Source organism: Nocardia salmonicida (assembly GCF_036142455.1).
Taxonomy (GTDB): Bacteria; Actinomycetota; Actinomycetes; order Mycobacteriales; family Mycobacteriaceae; genus Nocardia; species Nocardia salmonicida.
Window position 1 is genome coordinate 2,831,313 of sequence record NZ_CP108014.1, and the last position, 18,944, is coordinate 2,850,256.

Consider the following 18,944-nt stretch of genomic DNA (forward strand, 5'->3'; position numbering starts at 1 on the left):
TGGAAGTAGCCCTTCCCGATGTTCGGTGAGGCTAGCCTAATATTAGCCCACAGATGCCGGGTTTGTACAGATCCGTCACATGGCCGTGTTACCAGCGCCGGACGCGAAGAAACAACACCCCGTTGCCCCTCTCGAGGAGAAACTCAATGCGCGCACGTCGCTTGTCGCGTCGTTTCCTGACCGCGGCGGCCGCGGTCCTGCTCACGGTGACCGGGTGCGTCTTCACGGCGTCGGCCTCGCCGGTGGCCGGAGACCGGCGGCCGAACGTGGTGATGATCCTGGCCGACGACCTGGACGCGGTCACCACCCCGGTGTGGCAGGCGATGCCGCGCACCGCGGAACTGATCCGTGACCGCGGCGTGGAGTTCACCGACGGCTTCGCGCCGATGCCGATCTGCTGCGCGGCCCGCGCTTCCATCCTGACCGGCGAATACGGGCACAACACCGGTGTCCTCACCAACGCCGGCGAGGTCGGTGGCTTCGACACCTTCCGCGCGGGCGGCAACGAATCCCACACCATCGCCACCACCCTGCACGACGCCGGATACCGCACCGGCATGGCCGGGAAGTACCTCAACGGCCTCGAACACGACCCCGGCCACATCCCGCCCGGCTGGGACGACTGGAACGCCGGAGTCGACAACTTCCTGTACTCCGGCTACAACTACACCCTCAACGAAAACGGGACCCGCGTGAAATACGGTGTGGCACCGGCCGATTACCAAACCGACGTGATCCGCGCCAAGTCCGAGCGGTTCCTCACAGACGCCGCCGCCTCCGGGCAGCCGTTCTTCTGGTACGCCGCCTCCACCTCCCCCCACTTCCCGATCCCGCCCGCACCCCGCCACCTGACCGGCACCCAGCCCACCTTCGCCCCGCGGTCACCGAACTATCAAGAACCCGACGTGTCCGACAAACCCTCATGGCTGATCGACACCGCCGACGCGAGGGCCGCGACCATCGCCGCGACCAACGACATCGATTACACCAATCGCCTCGGCGCTCTCAAATCACTCGACGAAATGGTCGCCGGAATCGTCGAAACCCTCGAACGAACCGGCGAACTCGACAACACCTACCTGGTCTTCACCTCCGACAACGGCTACAGCCTCGGTGCCCACCGCCTCACCCAGAAAATGGCCCCCTACGAAGAATCCCTGCGAGTGCCCCTCGCGATCAGCGGCCCCGGTATCCGCCCCGGCCGCAGCGACGCCATGGCCCTGTCGATCGACCTCGCACCCACCCTCTACGACTGGGCGGACATCCCCATCCCTGACCAGGTCGACGGCCGGTCCCTGACCCCCGTACTGTCCGGCGACACCATCGGCTGGCGCACCGATTTCGCCGCCGAATACGGTGGCAACGGAGACGACGGCCGCAACGGAATCGCCCAGGAACAAATCCCTGGCACCGACACCCCCGTCATGTACGCACTCGACATGCCGTCCTGGAGCGCCGTGCGCAACCGCCGGTACCTCTACGTACGCTGGTACGACCGAGAACGCCCCCTCGACCAGCGCGAATACGAACTCTACGACCTGCAGGCCGACCCCTACCAACTCACCAACCTCATCAAAACCCCCCAAGGCCGCGCGGCCCACGCCGACATCGTCACCGACCTCGACCACCGCCTCGGTGAACTGACCACCTGCACCGGACGCTCCTGCCGGTGACAACCTCACCTACACAGACCCCACCGCCGTTGCGCAGGGTCGCCCGGGGGCGAAGCACTGACCGACGCCCCGCTGGTGCGCCAATTCTCTGGCGGCGCTTCCGATCTCACCTGCCTCGTGCAATACCCGAGCGCGATCTGATCCTACGCGGGCCGCCCGATCAGGCCGCTGGCGTGTGGGCGCGGGTGCTCTCGCCGGTGGCGTGATCACACCCGATCGCCGCAACTATCGGGCGCGACCGCAGTTCGCACAGAACAGCGCGCCTGGATCGACCTGCGAACCGCAGCCTCGGCAATAGGCGCAGGTGTCGAGCGCTCTGCCACCAACGGTCTGGCTGTGTGGTCTCCACCTGCATCAGCGTCCGTTCTACGCGGTCGGCTGCGAAGATCTCAGCGAGCAAGTCATCGAGAGGGGTTCGATGAGGAGGTCTTTGAGAAAAGCATCGGTGGGGTGTTCGAGATGATTCGCGAACGGCATATTCACGGGGTAGCAGGCAGCGGAAGAACGCGGCGCCGTGAAACCAGTTGCCTTGCATCTTGGTCCCTAGGGTCTCTGTGTGCCCTGCCGCCGGACAGGCTCGTCGCGGCCACTCAGCAGCCAGTTCAGCCATGATCCGCCTGAGCGGGACGGAGCGATCCTCCCAGGTCGCCTGACGGGATCGGAGGCATCGAAACGGCCAGGTGAGCGGGTCGTGTGAGTCGACATACCGCTCGCACCTCCGCTACCGGTGGTTCGCCTGCGCGCGGTCCAGTGCGCGAAAGATCCCGATGAATGGGAGATCCCGTATTCGATTCGGGCAAATAGCTGCTTCTGTGAGATGCGACACCCCAAATTCCGGTTCTTCGACATACCTGAATTGGCGTTCGCCACGATGAAAGGCATTCCCACCCATGCGAATCCGATCTCTTCGATTGTCCATTGCGGTGATGGCGGTCGCGGCTACAACCGCTACCACCGGCGTCGCGTCCGCCGATATCGACCTCGGAAGCTCCGGCAGCAGCTCCGGCAGCAGCGGCGGCGACATGGTCATCACCCTGGTGCGCCATGCCGAGTCCCTCGGGAACACCTCCGGCCTGATCGACACCAAGGTGCCCGGACCCGACTTGACCTCACGCGGCCGGACACAGGCAGACAATCTGGGCATCCAGCTGGCCGACAAGAATTACGACTGCGCCTTCGCGTCCAACATGGTGCGTACCGAGCAGACTGCGGCACCGACCGTCGCCAAGCAGGACCTGAGCCTCAACGTTCAGCCCGGTTTCCGGGAGATCGAGGCAGGCCAGTACGAGGGCACCCCGGAGGCCCAGGCGATGTCCGGGTACCTACAGGCGCCGATCAAGTGGCTCTCCGGCGACCTGAACGCACGGATTCCAGGCTCCATCGACGGCAACGAATTCGACGGACGCGTCGATCAGGCATTGCTCGATGTGCAGCGCCGCGGCTGCGCCAACCCGGTGATCTTCTCGCACGGCGGCACCATCATGTTCTGGTCGATGATGAACGCCGACAACGCCGACACGAGCAAACTCGGCACCGATCCGATGCGTAACGGCGGCCGCGTCGTCCTCGAGGGCAGCCCGCAGAAGGGCTGGACGATCATCGAGTGGGTCGGCCACCCGGACCTGGGCTGATTCACCCTTCCGCGCCCCGGATGTCACCGACACAATCGCTGGCACCGGGGCGCGGTTGTGTCCCTGCCCACCGGTCGCCCGCGGAAGCTTCCCGCACCAGCGGCTGCTGTGCGTATGGTCAAGCGCGGAGCCGCAAACGCGCCCGCCCACAGACGGAACGGGCGAGAGCGCACTGGTAGCGGCAGAGATCAGTACCAGGTGACTTCTTGGTTGGCGTCGTCGATACCCCGACGTGGGTAGATCTCGGGGACTCCGATGGCGCCGGAACCGACCGGGAACACCGTGTTGTCGCCCGCCTCCCCATCGAACATCTCCTGCTGTGTCGGCTCGTTCATCCCGAGCTGATCGACGACGGACCAGAATGCCGGGCCACCGCGCCGGGCAGCGCGCTGCGACTCTGTCGAGCCGCTCAGCCGACCGTGGAGAGGGCAGCGACGAGTTCGACTCGGCTGGTGATCCCCAGTCGGGGATAGATGCGGTAGAGGTGCGAGCCGACCGTGCGGTGGGACAGGTAGAGCCGTTCCGCGATCTGGCGGTTGGTGAGTCCCTCCGCCGCCAGGTTCGCGATCTGAAGTTCCTGGGCAGTGAGCTGATCGCGGGCCGTGGAGGGACGCCGGGCGCTGGCTTCGCCCGCGGCCCGCAATTCGTTCCGTGCCGCTCGAGCCCAGGGGTCGGCACCTAGAGAATCGAAGATGTCGCGGGCCTCGCGCAGCGGTTCGCGGGCTTCGGCGGTGCGGCGTAGGCGCCGCAATCGGCGGCCGTGATGGAGTTGCAATCGGGCGCGGTACAGCGGCCACGTGCCCGCCTGACCGTGGAGTGCAGCGGTGTAGGCGGCATCGGCATCGGTATCATCGGCGAGGACAGCGCGGCTGTATTCGTCGACGACGAGCAGCATCGAGGCGGGTACGCGCTTCGCCAGCTGCGGTAGGTCGGCCAGCAATTCCCTTGCGGCACCGATATTTTCGGAGGCAACAGCGGCGTCAGCGAGTTCAGGGGCCACCCACCAGCGTTGCATGGGGTGGCTCACCGGGTCGGTCGGATCGAAGACCCGCGCCAGCGTCGCGAATGCATCCTCGGCTCGCCCGGACAACAGCAGGAGCATCCCGCGAGTCTGCTGCGCGACGATCTGGATACAGCGCATCCCGGTGGACAACGGGCTGGCGCCGATCGCGCGGAGATGCTCGGCAGCCAGTTCGGGTTCGCCACGCAACGCGTCGACCATGGCCAGATTGGCACGCCCGGTTACCGCATAGAACTCCTGGCCGTTTTCCTCGGCGAACGTGCGGGCCTCCTCGGACTCGGCACGGACCTTGTCCCAGTCTCCGAGCCAGATACGAGTCCAGTTCCCGGCGCCGAGAATGCCCGAGAGCAATCCGAGCTGTCCCTGGTTGCGGCTGACCGCGGCGGCGTCGTCGATGTATGCCGTGCCCCGACCGAAATCGCCGAGGAACAGCGCGGCATAGCCGAGCAAACGCAGTGCGGCGGCGTCAGTGCGATCGGGATCGAGCTGTGCAAGGTGCTCGAGAATCCCCGAACCGCGCTCCCACGGCAGGCTGAGCGCGCCGACCGCGAGGACTCGGGGGTCGTGTGGGGGCAGACCGAGGGAATCCACTTGGGCGGCAATGCCTTTGCGTGAAACATCATCGGCGTCCTGCGACGAGCATCGTGCGGCGGCACACCACAAGATCCCCGCTGCCAGATCGGTGTTTCCTGCCGCGTGCACATCGGCGGCGATGCCGACGAGCTCTCGGATGCGGTGATCGGAGTCGCCGTATCGCTGAAATGCGACGACTTCCTCGACCGCTGCCAAGCGCGCCCGTTCGATCGGCCCCAAAACGCTGAGGTCGGCCCGGTTCAGCAGGTCTACGGCCTCGCGCCGGGCGCCGGTCTCGCTCGCCAGTTCCGCGGCTTGTAGGAGTAGGGCGGTTGTGTGATCGGGTCGCTCGGCTAATTCCGCCGCACGGTCCAGAGCGGCGACCGCGGCCATGACGGCCCCACGTGCGCGCGATCGCTGGGCATAGTCTTCGAGCTGCGCGGCGATGGCGTCATCGGTACCGAGCGTGGCGGCGGCACGATGCCAGAGTTGTCTGTCCGGGAAGTCCGAGAGAACCTCTGCCAGGATCGAGTGCGCTCCGAGCCGTTGGGTCAGCGGCGCCCGGACATAGGTGGCCGAACGCATCAGCGGATGCCGGAAGCGCAGGAGGGGACCTGCCATCTCGATCAGGCCCGCGTCGATGGCTTCTTGCAGGTGTGCGGGACCGACCGGGGCGCCGACGAGGGCGGTGGCCGCCCGCAACAGCCTGCCCGCGTCGCAGGTGACATCGGCGGCGAGGACGACGAGCAGGGTCCGGGCCGGGTCGCTGAGCTCGGCCGACCGTGTGGCGAAGGCTGCTTCGAGCCGGGCGGTCAACGGGAAGTCCTCGATCACCCGCTCCGTAGTCTGACGCATCGCACGCGGTAATTCGATGAGCGCCAACGGATTTCCGGCGGCTTGACTGAGCAGTCTTTGTCGCACGGTGCTCGACAGCGTTGGCGCTTGCGCCGCGAGCAGGGCGGCGCTGGCCTGTTCGTCGAGCGGTTCGACCACAATTTCCGGCAGCCCCGCCATTCGCGCGGAATCCTCTGATCCAGCACGTACGGCGCCGAGTACGAGGACTGCGTCACCGCCGATCCGGCGTGCGAGGAAACTGAGTACATCGGCGCTACAGCTGTCGAGCCAGTGCAGGTCGTCGAGGATCAGTACCGTCGGACGGACTGCGGCGGCCTCACCGACCAGTTGCAGTGCGGCCAGCGCCACGGCATACAGGTCGGGGGTTCCGTCTTCCAGTCCCAATGCCGCGCGCAGAGGGCGTTGATGAGAAACGGGAAGCTTGGCCATCTCCGAATGGAGGGGACGCAGAAGCTGGTGCAGCGCAGCGAACGGCAGGCCTGCTTCGTTCTCGACACCGACCGCGGCGACGACGGTCAGGTGCTGGTCAGTTGCTGCCTCCCGAATTGTGTTCAGCAGAGCCGACTTTCCGATACCCGCGGCCCCACGCAGGATCAGCGTCGAGCCGTTTCCGGCGACCGCCCCATCCAGCAGGTCGCCAAGCAATGTCGAATACCGGTCTCGGCCGACCAGGACCATCTGGGAACTCTCACCGATCACCGCGCGATTCTGACAGAAACCGCACGGTTTCACAACGCGACGACGCAGGTAGAGGCAGTAAACCGGGGGCTGACTGAGTCATCGGCCGACACCATGACTCAGTCGTCTGTGCAGTCATTCGACTGATTCGCACGGGGTGGGTTCGCTCGTAGTTTTGTCGGCATGACAAACACTTTCACCACCTCCGACGGCGCTCAGATCTTCTTCAAAGACTGGGGCACCGGCCAGCCGGTCGTCTTCAGCCACGGCTGGCCGCTGAGTGCCGACGCCTGGGATGACCAGGCCCGCCTGGTCGCCGAGCACGGCTACCGCGCCATCGCCCACGACCGCCGCGGTCACGGCCGATCGAGCCAGACCTGGGACGGCAACACCATGGATCGCTACGCCGACGACCTGGGCGAGCTGATCGAGCACCTGGACCTGCACGATGCGGTGCTGGTCGGCCACTCCACCGGCGGCGGCGAAGTCGCTCGCTATCTGGGTCGACATGGTAGCGGTCGAGTTGCCAAGGCGGTGCTGTTAGGCGCGGTGCCCCCGGTGATGGTGAAGTCCGAGACCAACCCCGACGGCACTCCGGTAGAGGTATTCGACGGGATCCGCGCCGGTGTCGCCGCGGATCGGTCGCAGTTCTACTGGGATCTGAGCGAGGCCTTCTATGGGTTCAACCGGCCGGAGGTGGCCGCCTCCGAAGGTGCGCGCCGTGCGTTCTGGCGGCTCGGCATGCAGGTCGGGGTCCGCGCCGCCTACGAATGCGTCGCCCAGTTCTCCGAGACCGACTTCACCGAGGACCTGCTCGGGATCGACGTGCCGGTGCTGGTCGCCCACGGTGACGACGACCAGATCGTCCCGCTCCACGACTCGGCGATGAAGTCGGCCGAGTTGATCAAGAACGCGACGCTGCGGGTGTATCCCGGTGCGCCGCATGGCCTTCACGGCGAATTTCGCACGGCGTTCGAAGCTGACCTGCTCGCTTTCCTCGCGCACTGACCACCTCAGCACACCTTCAGGAGTACACCCACCGTCGTTCTTGTCCACGGCGCCTCAACACCTCTGTCGCCGCGCACCGATAACCGAACGTGTCGGCTCCCGCGCCACGATCGAAGCCGTTGCCGACCGACCGAGTCGCACACCATTTCTCCGCTCACCCGAACAGCTCTCTCTAGGAAACCACTATGCGTATCACCACCATCGTCAAGCTCACCGCCGTCGCGTTGGGTCTCACGGCCACCGTCGCCAGTGCGGGTTGCGCCGGCGCCCAGCCCGCCCCGGTCGAGCCGACCATCGTTCTCGTCCACGGAGCCTTCGCTGAGTCCAGCAGCTGGAACGGCGTGATCGACCAACTCGACCAGCAGGGGCTGACCAGCATCGCCGTCGGCAATCCACTTCGCAGCGTTTCCGGTGACGCCGACACCGTTCGCAGCGTGGTGGCCTCGATCGACGGCCCGATCGTCCTGGTCGGGCACTCCTACGGCGGGCAAGTCATTTCCCAGGTCCACGATCCCAAGGTCAAGGGGCTGGTCTACGTCGCGGCCTTCGCTCCCGAAGAAGGCGAGACCATCGGGGAGCTCTCGGCCAAGTTCCCCGGCAGCACGCTCGGCGACACTCTGAACAAGGTGGCGCTGCCCGACGGCAGCACCGACCTCTACATTCAGCCCGCCAAGTTCCACCAACAGTTCGCAGCCGATGTACCCGTGACCCAGGCCACCTTGGACGCCGTGACCCAACGCCCACTCAACGATCGCGCTCTCAACGGGAAGTCCGGTGCGCCGAACTGGAAGTCCGTGCCGTCCTGGTTCGTGTTCCCGGACGCCGATTACAACATCCCGGTTGCCGCACACCGCTTCATGGCCGAACGGGCAGGCTCCCGCGCCACGGTGGAGATCAAGGGCGCCTCGCACGCGCTCACCGTCTCTCAGCCCGCCGCCGTAGCGAAGGTCATCATGGAGGCCGCTACCGCGAGCCGCTGACTTCCTCGCCCCTGCTGTGCCGCGTGGTTCATTCACGCGGCACAGCAGCAGGATTCGACATCTTCGCTCCCCGGGGTCGCCGCAGCGCCCGCTTCATTCGTGACCGAATTGTCAACCGGGAGCCGATCTGATGTGGTGAGCTAACAGGAAACGGACGCCGAAGCTTTGCACGGTCGACGTCGCTACGTCTCCCTGTCAGTCGGTCGTCTCGATGTTCACCGGACCCTTGTCGCGATGGTGTCGCCGCGTGGACCAGTCGCTGGCATCTCGGCTGTAGCGGATCAATAATTGGGCGAATTGCCTCCGTTCGACCAGATCCCATTCCGCGGTGATCTCCTCGAAGGTCTGGCGTTGCTCGCGGGCAAAGCGGTACCGCTCCGCCTCGCCGACGTCGGTGAGCTCCAAAACAGTGCGCCGGCCATCTGTTTGGGAAGCGGCCCGCCGTAACAATCCGTCTGTGATGCACGCAGCGATCGTTCGGCTGGCGACGGGCTGGGTCACACCCATCTCGATCGCGATACCCCCGACTGTCATCTCTGCAGCGGCGTCCGCGATCACGTTCAGGACCAGGTTGCGCGTGAGATCACCACGGCCACCCGAAGTTCGCCGTCGCAGTCGCGACAACGCAGGCCCGATCTGGTCGAGCAGGCTGCTCCCATCCCCCGGTTCCGGGACCGCACTGCTCATACGAACAATCCGGATCGATTGCGACCAATAAACATACCTTGAAGCATTTCCATAGCTTGTAGTATACATTAACCACAGGGGCCCACCAAGGATCGAGGCGCACTATGTCTACGACAGCCATCACCAATGCACAGGTCTTCGACGGCGAGAAGGCGCTGGGTATCGTCACTGTCCTCGTCGAGGACGGCAAGATTCTCCGCGTCGGTGGTGATATCCCCGACGGAGCGGAGATCATCGACGGCAGTGGAGCGACACTACTGCCGGGCCTGATCGACGCCCACGTGCATACCAGCCGGGACGCGTTGGCTTTGGCCCTGAGGTTCGGGGTGACCACAGAACTGGAGATGCAAGGCACCAATACTCGGCACAACCGCGCAGGCATCAGCGACGACGACACAGTCGCCGACGTACGCTCCTCCGGTTTCGGAATCACTCCGCCGGGCGGGCACCCGAGTGAGCTGTTCCCCGAAGGCTTCCGCCCCGGCCCACCCCCCGGAGCCAAGCCTGTCGGCGAGCCTCCGCTCATGCCGTTTTCCACCACCCCAGCCGAAGCTGTCGCGTTCATTCCGCAACTCATAGAACGCGGCTCGGACTACATCAAGTTCATGGTCGACGACGGCAGCGTCGAAGGCCACCCCGGCCTGCCGATGCTCGACCAGCCAACCTTGAACGCCGGAGTGGCCGAGGCAAAGCGACGCGGAAAACTCACCATCGCCCACACTCTGACCATCGACGCGACCCGCATGGCCATCGAAGCAGGAATCGATGGCCTGGCTCATTTGTTCATGGACCGACCACACACCGACGAGATCATCGATCTGATCGCGAGTGCCGGGGTGTTCGTGACGCCATGCATCGTTCTCAACGCCTCCATGATGGGGATCAACGGCAGTGAACTCGCCGACGACCAGCGTGTCGCCTCGCGCCTCGATTCCGACTGGGACAAGGCACTGCGCTCGAGCTTCGGCCACTACCCTCGAGGGCGGATCGAAGATGTCCTAGCCACCGTCAAGGTACTCAGCGACATCGGCGTGGACCTTCTTGCGGGCACTGATGCCTCCCTGCCGCTGCCCTTCCTGGGCGGACTTGCCCACGGCGCCAGCGTCCACCACGAACTCCAGTATCTGGTTCAGGCTGGCCTCTCCCCCACTCAGGCGCTGCGCGCCGCCACCGCCACCACCGCACGCCGATTCGGACTCGACGACCGCGGACGGATCGCCGATGGCCTACGCGCCGATCTCCTCCTCGTCGACGGCGACCCAACCACTTCCATCTCCGACACCCTCAACACTCGTGCGGTCTGGCGCCGCGGCACTCGCCTCGCAGCCTGACCGACGCCGCACAACCGCCGCGCAGCCACCACGGATCTCCGCGCGCTCCTCCTCGCGGTCGCGAGGACGTCTGTTGCGAGGCATATTCAGACCTGACTTGTCGCCAACGTCGGCCCTAACGCTATCGGGGATGCCAGCGAAGGCATTGCAGTCATCATGAACGCGCCGCCCCGCTCGACCAGGCCTGGTAGGTGGCTCTCAGAATGAACCAACGGGCAGGTTTCCGGCCCGTCGCGGTTCATGCCCTGGGAAGGGAACTGCTCCGCAGCAGCAAGGGACTGTGGTCAGTCCGGGTGGTCGGCTTTCGCGCGTAAGTAGCGTTGTTCGACTTGGTTGGCGGTGAGGTCGGCTGCTCGACGGAAGAGTGGGGCCGCTGAGGTGTGGTCGCCGGTTTGTTGGAGAAGGTGGGCGCGGACGGCGTGTTCACGTTGTTGGGTGAGCGGGTTGTGGTCCAGGTGGTGGCGGCGGTTGAGGTCGTCGAGTAGGGCCAGGCCGCGGGCGGGGCCGTAGGCACGGGCGACGGCGACGACGCGGGCGAGTTGGACAAGTGGGGTCGGGGTGAGGCGTTCGAGCCACAGGTAGAGCAGGGCGATCTGGGGCCAATCGGTGCAGCCCGGGTCGCCTGCGGCGTGGACTGCGGCGATGGCGGCCTGGATTTGGTGGGGGCCTGCCGGTGCACGGTTCCAGACGCTGTCGATGAGTGCGGTGCCCTCCGCGATCAGGTCGCGGTTCCAGCGGGCGCGATCCTGCTCGTCGAGGGGTACCAGCTCGCCTGCGTTCGTGCGGGCCGCGCGGCGGGATTCGGTGAGCAGCATCAGCGCGAGCAGGCCGGTCACTTCCGGGTCGCCGGGGGCGGTGGCGTGCAGCATTCTGGTCAGTCGGACGGCTTCGGCGGTGAGGTCGACCCGGACCAGTTCGCCGCCGGTGGTCGCGGTGTAGCCCTCGTTGAAGATGAGGTACAGGGCGCGCAGGACAGCGGCCAGGCGCTGGTCGCGGTCGGTGTCGGTCGGTGGAGTGAAGCGCACCCCGGCTTTGGCGAGTTGTTGTTTGGCGCGGCTGATCCGCGTGCCCATGGTGGCCCCGGATGTCCCGTAGGCGTGCGCGATCTCGGCCGTGGTGAGTCCACCGACCGCACGCAGCGTCAGGGCGACCTGGGCGGAGTGACCCAGTGCGGGGTGGCAGCACAGCAACAGCAGGGTCAAGCTGTCGTCGATGTCGCTGGGTCGCGCTGTCCGCATCGGTTCGGCCGTAGCGACCGCGTCGATTTCGCGGCGGCGCCGCGCCTGATCCGAACGCAGCATGTCGATCATCCGCCGGTAGGCGATCCGGATGAGGCGGCTGCGCGGATTATCCGGGATGCCGTCGACCGGCCACGACCTGGCCACGATCAGCAGGGCTTCCTGCACCGCGTCCTCGGCGATGTCGAAGTGCCCGAAGCGGCGCACGAGCGCCCCGAGGACCTGCGGCGCTTCCGCTCGCAGCAGGTCCTCGATCGCGGGGGTCACTCGGCGAAGTCCGCACCCATGATCGGGCGGATCTCGATCGGTTCACCGAGGGCCTCGACGATGCGGGCGGTGATCTCGACAGCGCGCTCGTGGCCTGCGACATCGATGACAGCGAAACTGGCCAGGACCTCCTTCAGCTCCGCAAAGGGCCCGTCGGTGGCGACCACACCGTCGGCGGTCTTACACATGGTGGTGCTCACCGCCGGATGGCCGAGGCCCTCGCTGCCGACGAGCTCCCCAGAGGCGATCAGTTCTTGCTCGAGCCGCTGATAGGTGGCGAAAGCCGCCAACGCCTCCGCCGAGGGGGTGTCGGCGGATTCGGCATCCCACGCGGCGGCCGGGGTGTAACCGAGCAACAGATATTTCATTGGTCTGCCCTCCCGATGGGTAGTCGTTGCGACGCTAGCCCGGTCAGGCGAGGCGACGCATCCCGATCGCCAGCACAGTAGTCCAGGTGAACGCGACCAGGCCGTTGACCGCGATCTGGATGCTTATGTACTCGGGCGACATCGGTACCAGCAGAACGAGTCCGGCCAGCCCGCTCGCCGCCGTGGGCAACACCGCACGCCGACGCAAGCAGCGCACGCTCAGGACGAGAGCCGCGATGGCGAGCGCGGTGAAAGCCACTGCGGCAGCCACCGAATGGGCGATGCTGTGCCAGGACATCTGCGCGACCGGCTCATCCGGAGTGCCGGCCGGAAACCCCTTTTCCGGGTCCATCGTGAACACCCCGGCCGCGATCAACCCGGCTCCGAACACGCCCACCAGCACAGGCAATGCCCGCCGCCCGGTTCCCTCGGACAGCGTGCGGCTCAGGCCCACCGCCAGCGCCACCGCGCACGCACCGGCGGTCACGAACGTCACGATCTGGATCCAGGCGAGGCCTCCGGTGGCTAGCTGGCTGATCGGATGCCGGGTGATGTCGAAGCCGTCGCGGGTGAGCATCTGGGTAATCGCCGAAGCGAAGAACAGCGGTCCGGCGGCGGCACCGGCGAGCAGCAGACGGTCGGAAACCTGCCTCGGCGCGCGCCCGGTGGTAGCTGTGAGAGTCATCGTTGTGTCCCTTCCTCGATCGGGGTTTTGCTGCTACCTCGGAGCCGACGGCGAGTTCTCGACACCCACCGACAGTGATTCAGATCACAGACGGTTGGTGTCGAGACCGGCACCGCGGCTCCGAGGTAGCAGCGAACCAACCCCCCACCGAGGAGAACGAGATGATCGAGACCCAGCCGCAGCCCACGCCCGAACTGCGGGCATTGGACCGCCTGGTCGGTACCTGGCGAGTCAGCGGTGGCGCGCAAGGAACGGTGCGCTACGAATGGATGGCGGGCCGGTTCTTCCTGCTCCAGCACATCGATCTGGCCCAGGACGGCTACCCGGTCACCGGCATGGAGGTCATCGGGAACCTGCGCCCGTTCGGTGAACCGACCGGCGCGGATGTTGTCTCACGCTATTACGACTCCGTCGGGCGCAGCTTCGACTACGTCTACGACCTGACCGGCGATACCCTCACCATCTGGGCCGGAGCCAAAGACAGCCCCGCCTACTACCGCGGAACCTTCGATCGCACGGGGACAACTGTCACCGGCGAATGGGTCTACCCCGGCGGCGGCGGATACGCCTCCACGATGACCCGCGCCTGATCCTGCGGTCCGGAGCCGGTCACGGCCGGCTCGGACCGCGGGCCGGAGCCGATTCCTCACCGTCAGAGCAGGCGCCCACCGGGCGGGAGCGAACAACGCCACCAGTACTGCCACGCGCCTGCTCGGCACGCGAGGACAGATCGGCACCCTCGCCCCGAGCACGCACGCGGACATGCTGGTGCCCAGCGCCGATCCCGGTCCAGGATCTCGCGTTCCTCACCGCACCGGGCCGGACCGGCACTTACGTCACGTGATCCACGGCGACGCCGTCACCGATATCGCGACAGCCGTGCCGTCAGCCCGCTGAGATCAGGTCCTTGACCAGCTTGCCGTCCTTCATGATGACGACCAGGTTCTCCTCGGGATCGGTGAGCACCTGGATGTCGGCCACGGGATCGCCGTCGATGAGCAGCAGGTCGGCCCACGCGCCTTCCTTGATCACACCGAGCGGCGCAGGATACGGATTACGTGGGCCCGCCAAGGCGAGCATCCGACCGTTGTTGCCGGTGGCCTGGGCGAGGACCTCACCATTGGTGAACCATTTCGTCCGGTGGACGAACTCGTCGCCGATATCGGCGATCGCCTGGGGGTTGGTGATGATGTCGGTACCGAACGCGATATCGGCGAAGCCGAGCTTCTTCGTCAGATCGAACATCTCGTCCAGGCCGTCCCTGGCCTGTGCGAACTTCTCCATCTGCGCGGGAGCGAATCCGTGCGGGTCGACGACATAGACGCTGACCTGCGGGCTGAGCCAGACCTTCTTCTCCTTCATCAGCGCGAGGGTGGGCTCGTCGATCAGGTTGGCGTGCTCGATCGTCTTCACGCCCGCTTCGACGGCCCGGCGGATACCAGTCGTGTTGTAGACGTGGGTCGCGACGTAGGTGTTCCAATTCGCCGCGGCCATGACCGCGGCCTCGATCTCGTCGGGAGTGAACTCCACGACGTCCAAGGGATCACGCTCGGAGGCACACCCGCCACCGACGGCGATTTTGACCTGCGAGGCACCGCGTCCCAGCACATAGCGCGCGGCCACCAGCATCTCCTGTACACCGTTGACCACGAGAAGGTGCCCGATGTCCTGCATCTGGTCCCGGTTGCCACCGACCAACGCACAGGGCTCGTTCATCGGGGTGAAATCACCGTGACCGGAAGTCTGGGAGATGATCGGTCCCGACGGGTAGATGCGGGGGCCTTCGACCCGCCCCTCGTCGATGGCACGTTTGAGCGAAAAGGTGTTGCCGCCGGTGTCGCGCACGGTGGTGAAGCCCCGCGACAGGTACAGCTTCGCGATCTCGGCGCCGCGGTAGGCGTGATAGAACGCGTCCGTGCCGAGCAGGTCCGACACGACCGGCTGCAGCATCAAATGACAGTGGGCGTCGATGAATCCCGGTGTGAGGGTTCGCCCTTCGGCATCGATCACCCGGGCGCCGGCGGGGACCTCGACGTTCTTCCCGATCGCGGCGATCTTTCCGTCGTCGGTCAACACCGTCGTCGGCGCGGACAGCTCGTGGGACACACCGTCGAACACACGAGCATTCGTGAAACAGACGGCGCCAGAAGTCGACGATCCGCGTGGAGTTGCACCGGGAGAATTCATGGCGACGCCCTTCCGTTCGACTGACAGAAGACACAATTTCGATGAGCACCGCTAGCTTGAGAAATCGGGAACTGAGCGCCCGACACCATCGGGCAATGCTCTGGCAAACTCTATCGAGGACGATCTTCACCCGCAATGGATATCGTTGCGGGCGAGTCTCCGAGCGCCACCGACAGGGCTATCGTGCCGGGTACAGCGATCTTGGGAAGTTCGAACGACAGCGACCGGGAGATGGGCTATGACTGCCGAGCAGCTCAGCCACACCGCAGCATTGACGTTCTTACGTGAAGCGACGATCGCGATGTGTAATACGGGCGTTCCGACGTCCTATGTCACCGATCGCATGCAAGCGATTGCGGCGGCGTTCGGCGTCGAGGCGACCATTCTGGCGTTGCCGACCGGGGTATTCATTCAGCATCCCGACGGGACGATCAATATCGGCCTGGCCCAGGGAACGGTCGCCGGTAGCAATTCGTTTCAGCTCGATCAACTGGCCGACCTGCAAGATCTCCTCGATGACGTCACCGTAGGTCGATGCGAGCCCACCGAAGCACTCGCTCGACTACACACCATCTCCGCGACCGAGCCCCGCTACGGCACCATGGCGGTCCTGGTCGGGCACGCGCTGTTCGGCACGGGTTTCGGGCTGCTGCTCGAACCGACCTTGCCGGCTGTTCCTGTCTACGCCCTGGTGTCGACGGTGATCGGCGGCCTCGGGATCCTCGCCGGCCGCCGCCGCATGGCCGCGGCGGTGTTTCCAGCGCTCGCGGCGTTTCTCGTCGGCGTCGTCATGAATCTCGTGGCACCACACGTCGGCGAATCGCCGACCCCCGCGATTGTTCCGCCACTGGTTTCGTTGCTGCCCGTAGCGGCCATGACTTTCGCGGTGCTCGACCTGTCCACCGGCGACGCGATCGCGGGCACCTCCCGACTGGCCGTCGCGCTACAACGACTGCTACTGATGGCCTTCGGCGCCTACGCCGCCAGCAATTTGGTTCCCGCCACCGCGCCGATAGCGCACCATATGTCCCTGACCTGGGGGCCGTGGCTAGGCGTAACGGTCTTCTGCCTCGGATGTGTGCTGACCCAGTCCGCGCCGTTGCGGACGCTGCCGTATCTGATGGTCATCGCATACGTGACCTTCGCGACGCAGTATGTGACAACGCAGTGGGCCGGCCCGATCCTCGGTGGATTCTCAGCCGGGGCAGCCAGCGTCCTGGCCGCGTTGTCGCTGCGGCGTCTACCTCAAGCACCACCGTTCTACGCCGGCTTCGCCCCGGTGCTGTGGCTGATCGTTCCCGGCGCCGTCGGACTGCAAGGCGCGGTGAACCTCGGGCAGAACGGTGGTGCTGCCGCCGCAGGGCAGATCGGGCTCACCGGGATGATCTTGGTCGCCATCGCAGCCGGAATCCTCGTCGTCACCGCCTGCCGATCGCTGGTCCCGCAACATTCACCGCCATCGAGCAACAACCCCTGAAGTCGCACCCGCTTGCCTGGCTCCCGCCACTGCCCAATAGTGCTCAACATGAGGCCTTTCGCGACACCAATCCAGACGATCGTGGAACCGTTCCGGTTGTGGGTTGCTGTCGGCGGGCCGGGGTTTGTCTGCCCGATGCGGTGACCAAGTCGACCAGAGTAGATGCCCAGGTTACCGGCTAAATAGATGGAAACAGTCCGTACCGACGGACCGGCATCGTCAGATCGGATAAATCCGCGATGACCAGGTGACCTCCGGTTGGCCATGTTTTCGTGTCCTGCCACGACACTCCGCCGGGCTTCGAGATCTGCCGCAACGTCTCACAACACTGCTACCAGCTTCGACAGGCTCTACACACTGAACGGACACCCCAAATCTCGGGCAGCACGGGGCGATCTGACAGATCCGACCACGTGGCGCTTGATCGGTCTTCGTCGGCCTGCCCCCACTCCATTTAGGCGGGTGCCTCGAATCCGTGAGAGTTGAAGTCGTGGATCACTTGCCGGACAAAGGGTTCCGACACCTACCTCAACTTCGCGACCAACCCGACCGGTTGATGCTGTGCGATGCCATCACTGCCACCGCCCGACGCACCCGCATCTTGCTGCGACGCGCGATCTGCGCCAGCTTGCGGCCTTCCTCTGGAGTCACCGCTCTGACAAACACCTCTGCCTTCCGCGCCACTGACACCACCTCCACCAGGCAGCATCACCGGTCGCCAGCCGCGGATCAACCCGCCACCCCAACGAATTGACGCATCAACGTCCCCGGACGAGGCACTAGCCCGCGCGACAAGTCATGTCGTGTTCGGGCATGGTGCCGTCCACCAGGTAGCCGGTGACGACGTCGAACGCGCAGGGGTTGGTGCCGAGAACATAGACCCCGTGCCCACTCCCGTCGACAGTGACCAACCGGGACCGCTGACCGAACTTCTCGTCGAGCAGCTCGCCGCCACGTAGCGGGGTGACCGGGTCGCGCTGATTCTGCACGATCAGCACATCGGCCGGGCCGGTGTTGTCGATCCGCACCGGTGGCTCGGACGGCCCGAACTTCCAGTAGGCGCACGGCATGACGTTCGCGGCGGCCGCGCCGTAGAGCGGGTACCGCTCCCGGTCCTCGGCGACGGCACGCTGGTAGGTTCCGATATCCGCCGGCCATTCGACATCGTTGCAGGTCACGGCCAAAAAAACCGACCAGGCGTTATCGTTCGGCGAAGCCGCGCCGGTTCCTGGCGGACGGCCGCCCGCGGGCCCGGGGCGCCCCGTTTCGAGCAACGATTTCCAGCTCTCGGCCGCCGACGCGAACAACGCCGGGCGATAGAGCGTGAAGAAGGTGCCGAACCGGAAGAGGTTGCCGTCCATCCCGTCCACCGGGTTCGCGTCGAGTCGCTCGGCGAGGGTGACGTAGGTCCGCCGCACCTCTTCCGGTGTGCGGCCCAGACCGTAGGTGTCGTGGCGGGCGGCCGCCCATTGCGCGAAGTCGGGAAACGTCTCTTCCATTCCGAGGCCGTACCGCCGCATCCCGTCGTGGTCGAGATAGGTGTCGCCGATATTGCTGTCGAGCACGATGCGGTCGGCCTGCTGCGGGAACATCGAGGCGTAGGCCGCGCCCAGCGCTGTGCCGTAGGAGTAACCGAGGTAGCTGGCCTTGTCCTCACCCAGCGCCGCCCGTATCCGGTCCAGATCACGGGCCATATTCGCCGTCGACACGTACCGCAATCGGCCCTCGTGGTCGTTGGCCGCGCACTGCTCGGCGACCCTCTGGGCGACCGTGGCCCGCTCGGTGACCGCCGCATCGTTCACCGCATAGGGCGGGATATTGCCGAAGTACGCCTGATCATCGGTGAACCCGCAGCTCACCGGTGCCGAATGCCCTACCCCGCGCGTATCCATACCGATCACGTCATAGCTGTCCAGTACATCGGCGGGCAGCCCATGAGCAGCCAGGAACTTGGGCTGGTCCAACCCCGCACCACCCGGACCGCCGGGGTTGAGCAACAACACTCCGCGACGCTTGTCCGGGTTCTTACTCGCCAGCCGGGAGATCATGATCTCGATCTGCGTGCCCTCTGGCTCGCTGTAATTCAAGGGCGCCGACACGGTGGCGCATTGCAACTGGACCGGCCCGGCCGCGGGATCTTCGACCCCCTCCGGACATGCGCCCCACTGCACCTGCGCTTGGGGGTATTCGGCCGGCTCTGCGACCACGATGGGTGCCGCAACCAGCGCTGCGGTGAGACCGAGCACGGCCAGCAGGCTCAGGCTTCGGGTCCGTTGTCGATTCAT

Annotated in this window: 15 protein-coding genes and 1 pseudogene; 7 read left to right on the plus strand and 9 right to left on the minus strand. The window is 65.8% G+C overall.

Going from position 1 to position 18,944, the window contains the following annotated elements:
- Positions 1 to 146: 146 nt before the first annotated feature.
- Complete coding sequence (locus OHS03_RS13520) at positions 147 to 1,673, plus strand: sulfatase family protein (RefSeq protein WP_328663050.1); 1,527 nt, start codon at positions 147 to 149, stop codon at positions 1,671 to 1,673.
- Between the two features lie 225 nt (positions 1,674 to 1,898).
- Here OHS03_RS13520 and OHS03_RS34795 read toward each other — a convergent pair.
- Positions 1,899 to 1,967: pseudogene (locus OHS03_RS34795) on the minus strand (zinc-ribbon domain-containing protein); the annotation flags it as partial.
- Between the two features lie 632 nt (positions 1,968 to 2,599).
- Here OHS03_RS34795 and OHS03_RS13525 point away from each other — a divergent pair.
- Positions 2,600 to 3,304 (plus strand): histidine phosphatase family protein, encoded by a 705-nt coding sequence (locus OHS03_RS13525; RefSeq protein ID WP_328663051.1) that lies wholly within the window; start codon positions 2,600 to 2,602, stop codon positions 3,302 to 3,304.
- A gap of 188 nt (positions 3,305 to 3,492) precedes the next feature.
- Here the strand turns inward: OHS03_RS13525 and OHS03_RS13530 are convergent, their stop codons facing one another.
- Positions 3,493 to 3,639, minus strand: coding sequence for a hypothetical protein (locus OHS03_RS13530; RefSeq protein WP_328663052.1), 147 nt, complete (start codon positions 3,637 to 3,639; stop codon positions 3,493 to 3,495).
- Positions 3,640 to 3,713: 74 nt separating this feature from the next.
- On the minus strand, positions 3,714 to 6,452 hold the full coding sequence (locus OHS03_RS13535; protein WP_328663053.1) for an AAA family ATPase: 2,739 nt from the start codon (positions 6,450 to 6,452) through the stop codon (positions 3,714 to 3,716).
- 162 nt (positions 6,453 to 6,614) lie between these two features.
- On the opposite strand from OHS03_RS13535, the gene OHS03_RS13540 reads away from it, so the two are divergent.
- The gene (locus tag OHS03_RS13540) at positions 6,615 to 7,439 is read left to right on the plus strand and encodes an alpha/beta fold hydrolase (protein WP_328663054.1); all 825 of its coding nucleotides are present in this window, start codon (positions 6,615 to 6,617) and stop codon (positions 7,437 to 7,439) included.
- 185 nt (positions 7,440 to 7,624) lie between these two features.
- Complete coding sequence (locus OHS03_RS13545) at positions 7,625 to 8,419, plus strand: alpha/beta fold hydrolase (RefSeq protein WP_328663055.1); 795 nt, start codon at positions 7,625 to 7,627, stop codon at positions 8,417 to 8,419.
- A gap of 195 nt (positions 8,420 to 8,614) precedes the next feature.
- Here the strand turns inward: OHS03_RS13545 and OHS03_RS13550 are convergent, their stop codons facing one another.
- Positions 8,615 to 9,106: a MarR family winged helix-turn-helix transcriptional regulator gene (locus tag OHS03_RS13550; protein WP_328663056.1), complete on the minus strand. Its 492-nt coding sequence runs from the start codon at positions 9,104 to 9,106 to the stop codon at positions 8,615 to 8,617.
- 104 nt (positions 9,107 to 9,210) lie between these two features.
- Between OHS03_RS13550 and OHS03_RS13555 the strand changes: the two genes are divergently transcribed.
- The gene (locus tag OHS03_RS13555) at positions 9,211 to 10,437 is read left to right on the plus strand and encodes an amidohydrolase family protein (RefSeq protein WP_328663057.1); all 1,227 of its coding nucleotides are present in this window, start codon (positions 9,211 to 9,213) and stop codon (positions 10,435 to 10,437) included.
- A gap of 284 nt (positions 10,438 to 10,721) precedes the next feature.
- On the opposite strand, the gene OHS03_RS13560 is transcribed toward OHS03_RS13555, so the two are convergent.
- From OHS03_RS13560 to OHS03_RS13570, 3 genes are read right to left on the minus strand one after another with little or no spacing between them, the layout of a single operon-like run.
- Positions 10,722 to 11,942: an RNA polymerase sigma factor gene (locus OHS03_RS13560; protein WP_328663058.1), complete on the minus strand. Its 1,221-nt coding sequence runs from the start codon at positions 11,940 to 11,942 to the stop codon at positions 10,722 to 10,724.
- Positions 11,939 to 12,310, minus strand: coding sequence for a YciI family protein (locus OHS03_RS13565; protein ID WP_328663059.1), 372 nt, complete (start codon positions 12,308 to 12,310; stop codon positions 11,939 to 11,941). Before OHS03_RS13565 ends, OHS03_RS13560 begins: the two co-directional genes overlap by 4 nt.
- A 43-nt stretch (positions 12,311 to 12,353) precedes the next feature.
- Positions 12,354 to 12,995, minus strand: a complete 642-nt coding sequence (locus OHS03_RS13570; protein ID WP_328663060.1) for a DUF998 domain-containing protein — start codon at positions 12,993 to 12,995, stop codon at positions 12,354 to 12,356.
- Between the two features lie 161 nt (positions 12,996 to 13,156).
- Here OHS03_RS13570 and OHS03_RS13575 point away from each other — a divergent pair, with 161 nt between their 5' ends.
- On the plus strand, positions 13,157 to 13,585 hold the full coding sequence (locus OHS03_RS13575; RefSeq protein ID WP_328663061.1) for a hypothetical protein: 429 nt from the start codon (positions 13,157 to 13,159) through the stop codon (positions 13,583 to 13,585).
- Positions 13,586 to 13,880: 295 nt separating this feature from the next.
- Here OHS03_RS13575 and OHS03_RS13580 read toward each other — a convergent pair whose 3' ends face one another.
- Positions 13,881 to 15,113: a metal-dependent hydrolase family protein gene (locus tag OHS03_RS13580; protein WP_328663062.1), complete on the minus strand. Its 1,233-nt coding sequence runs from the start codon at positions 15,111 to 15,113 to the stop codon at positions 13,881 to 13,883.
- Positions 15,114 to 15,420: 307 nt separating this feature from the next.
- Here OHS03_RS13580 and OHS03_RS13585 point away from each other — a divergent pair, with 307 nt between their 5' ends.
- On the plus strand, positions 15,421 to 16,659 hold the full coding sequence (locus OHS03_RS13585) for a threonine/serine exporter family protein (RefSeq protein WP_328663063.1): 1,239 nt from the start codon (positions 15,421 to 15,423) through the stop codon (positions 16,657 to 16,659).
- Between the two features lie 779 nt (positions 16,660 to 17,438).
- On the opposite strand, the gene OHS03_RS13590 is transcribed toward OHS03_RS13585, so the two are convergent.
- A complete protein-coding gene (locus OHS03_RS13590) occupies positions 17,439 to 18,944 on the minus strand; it encodes an alpha/beta hydrolase (RefSeq protein WP_328663064.1) in 1,506 nt (501 codons plus the stop codon).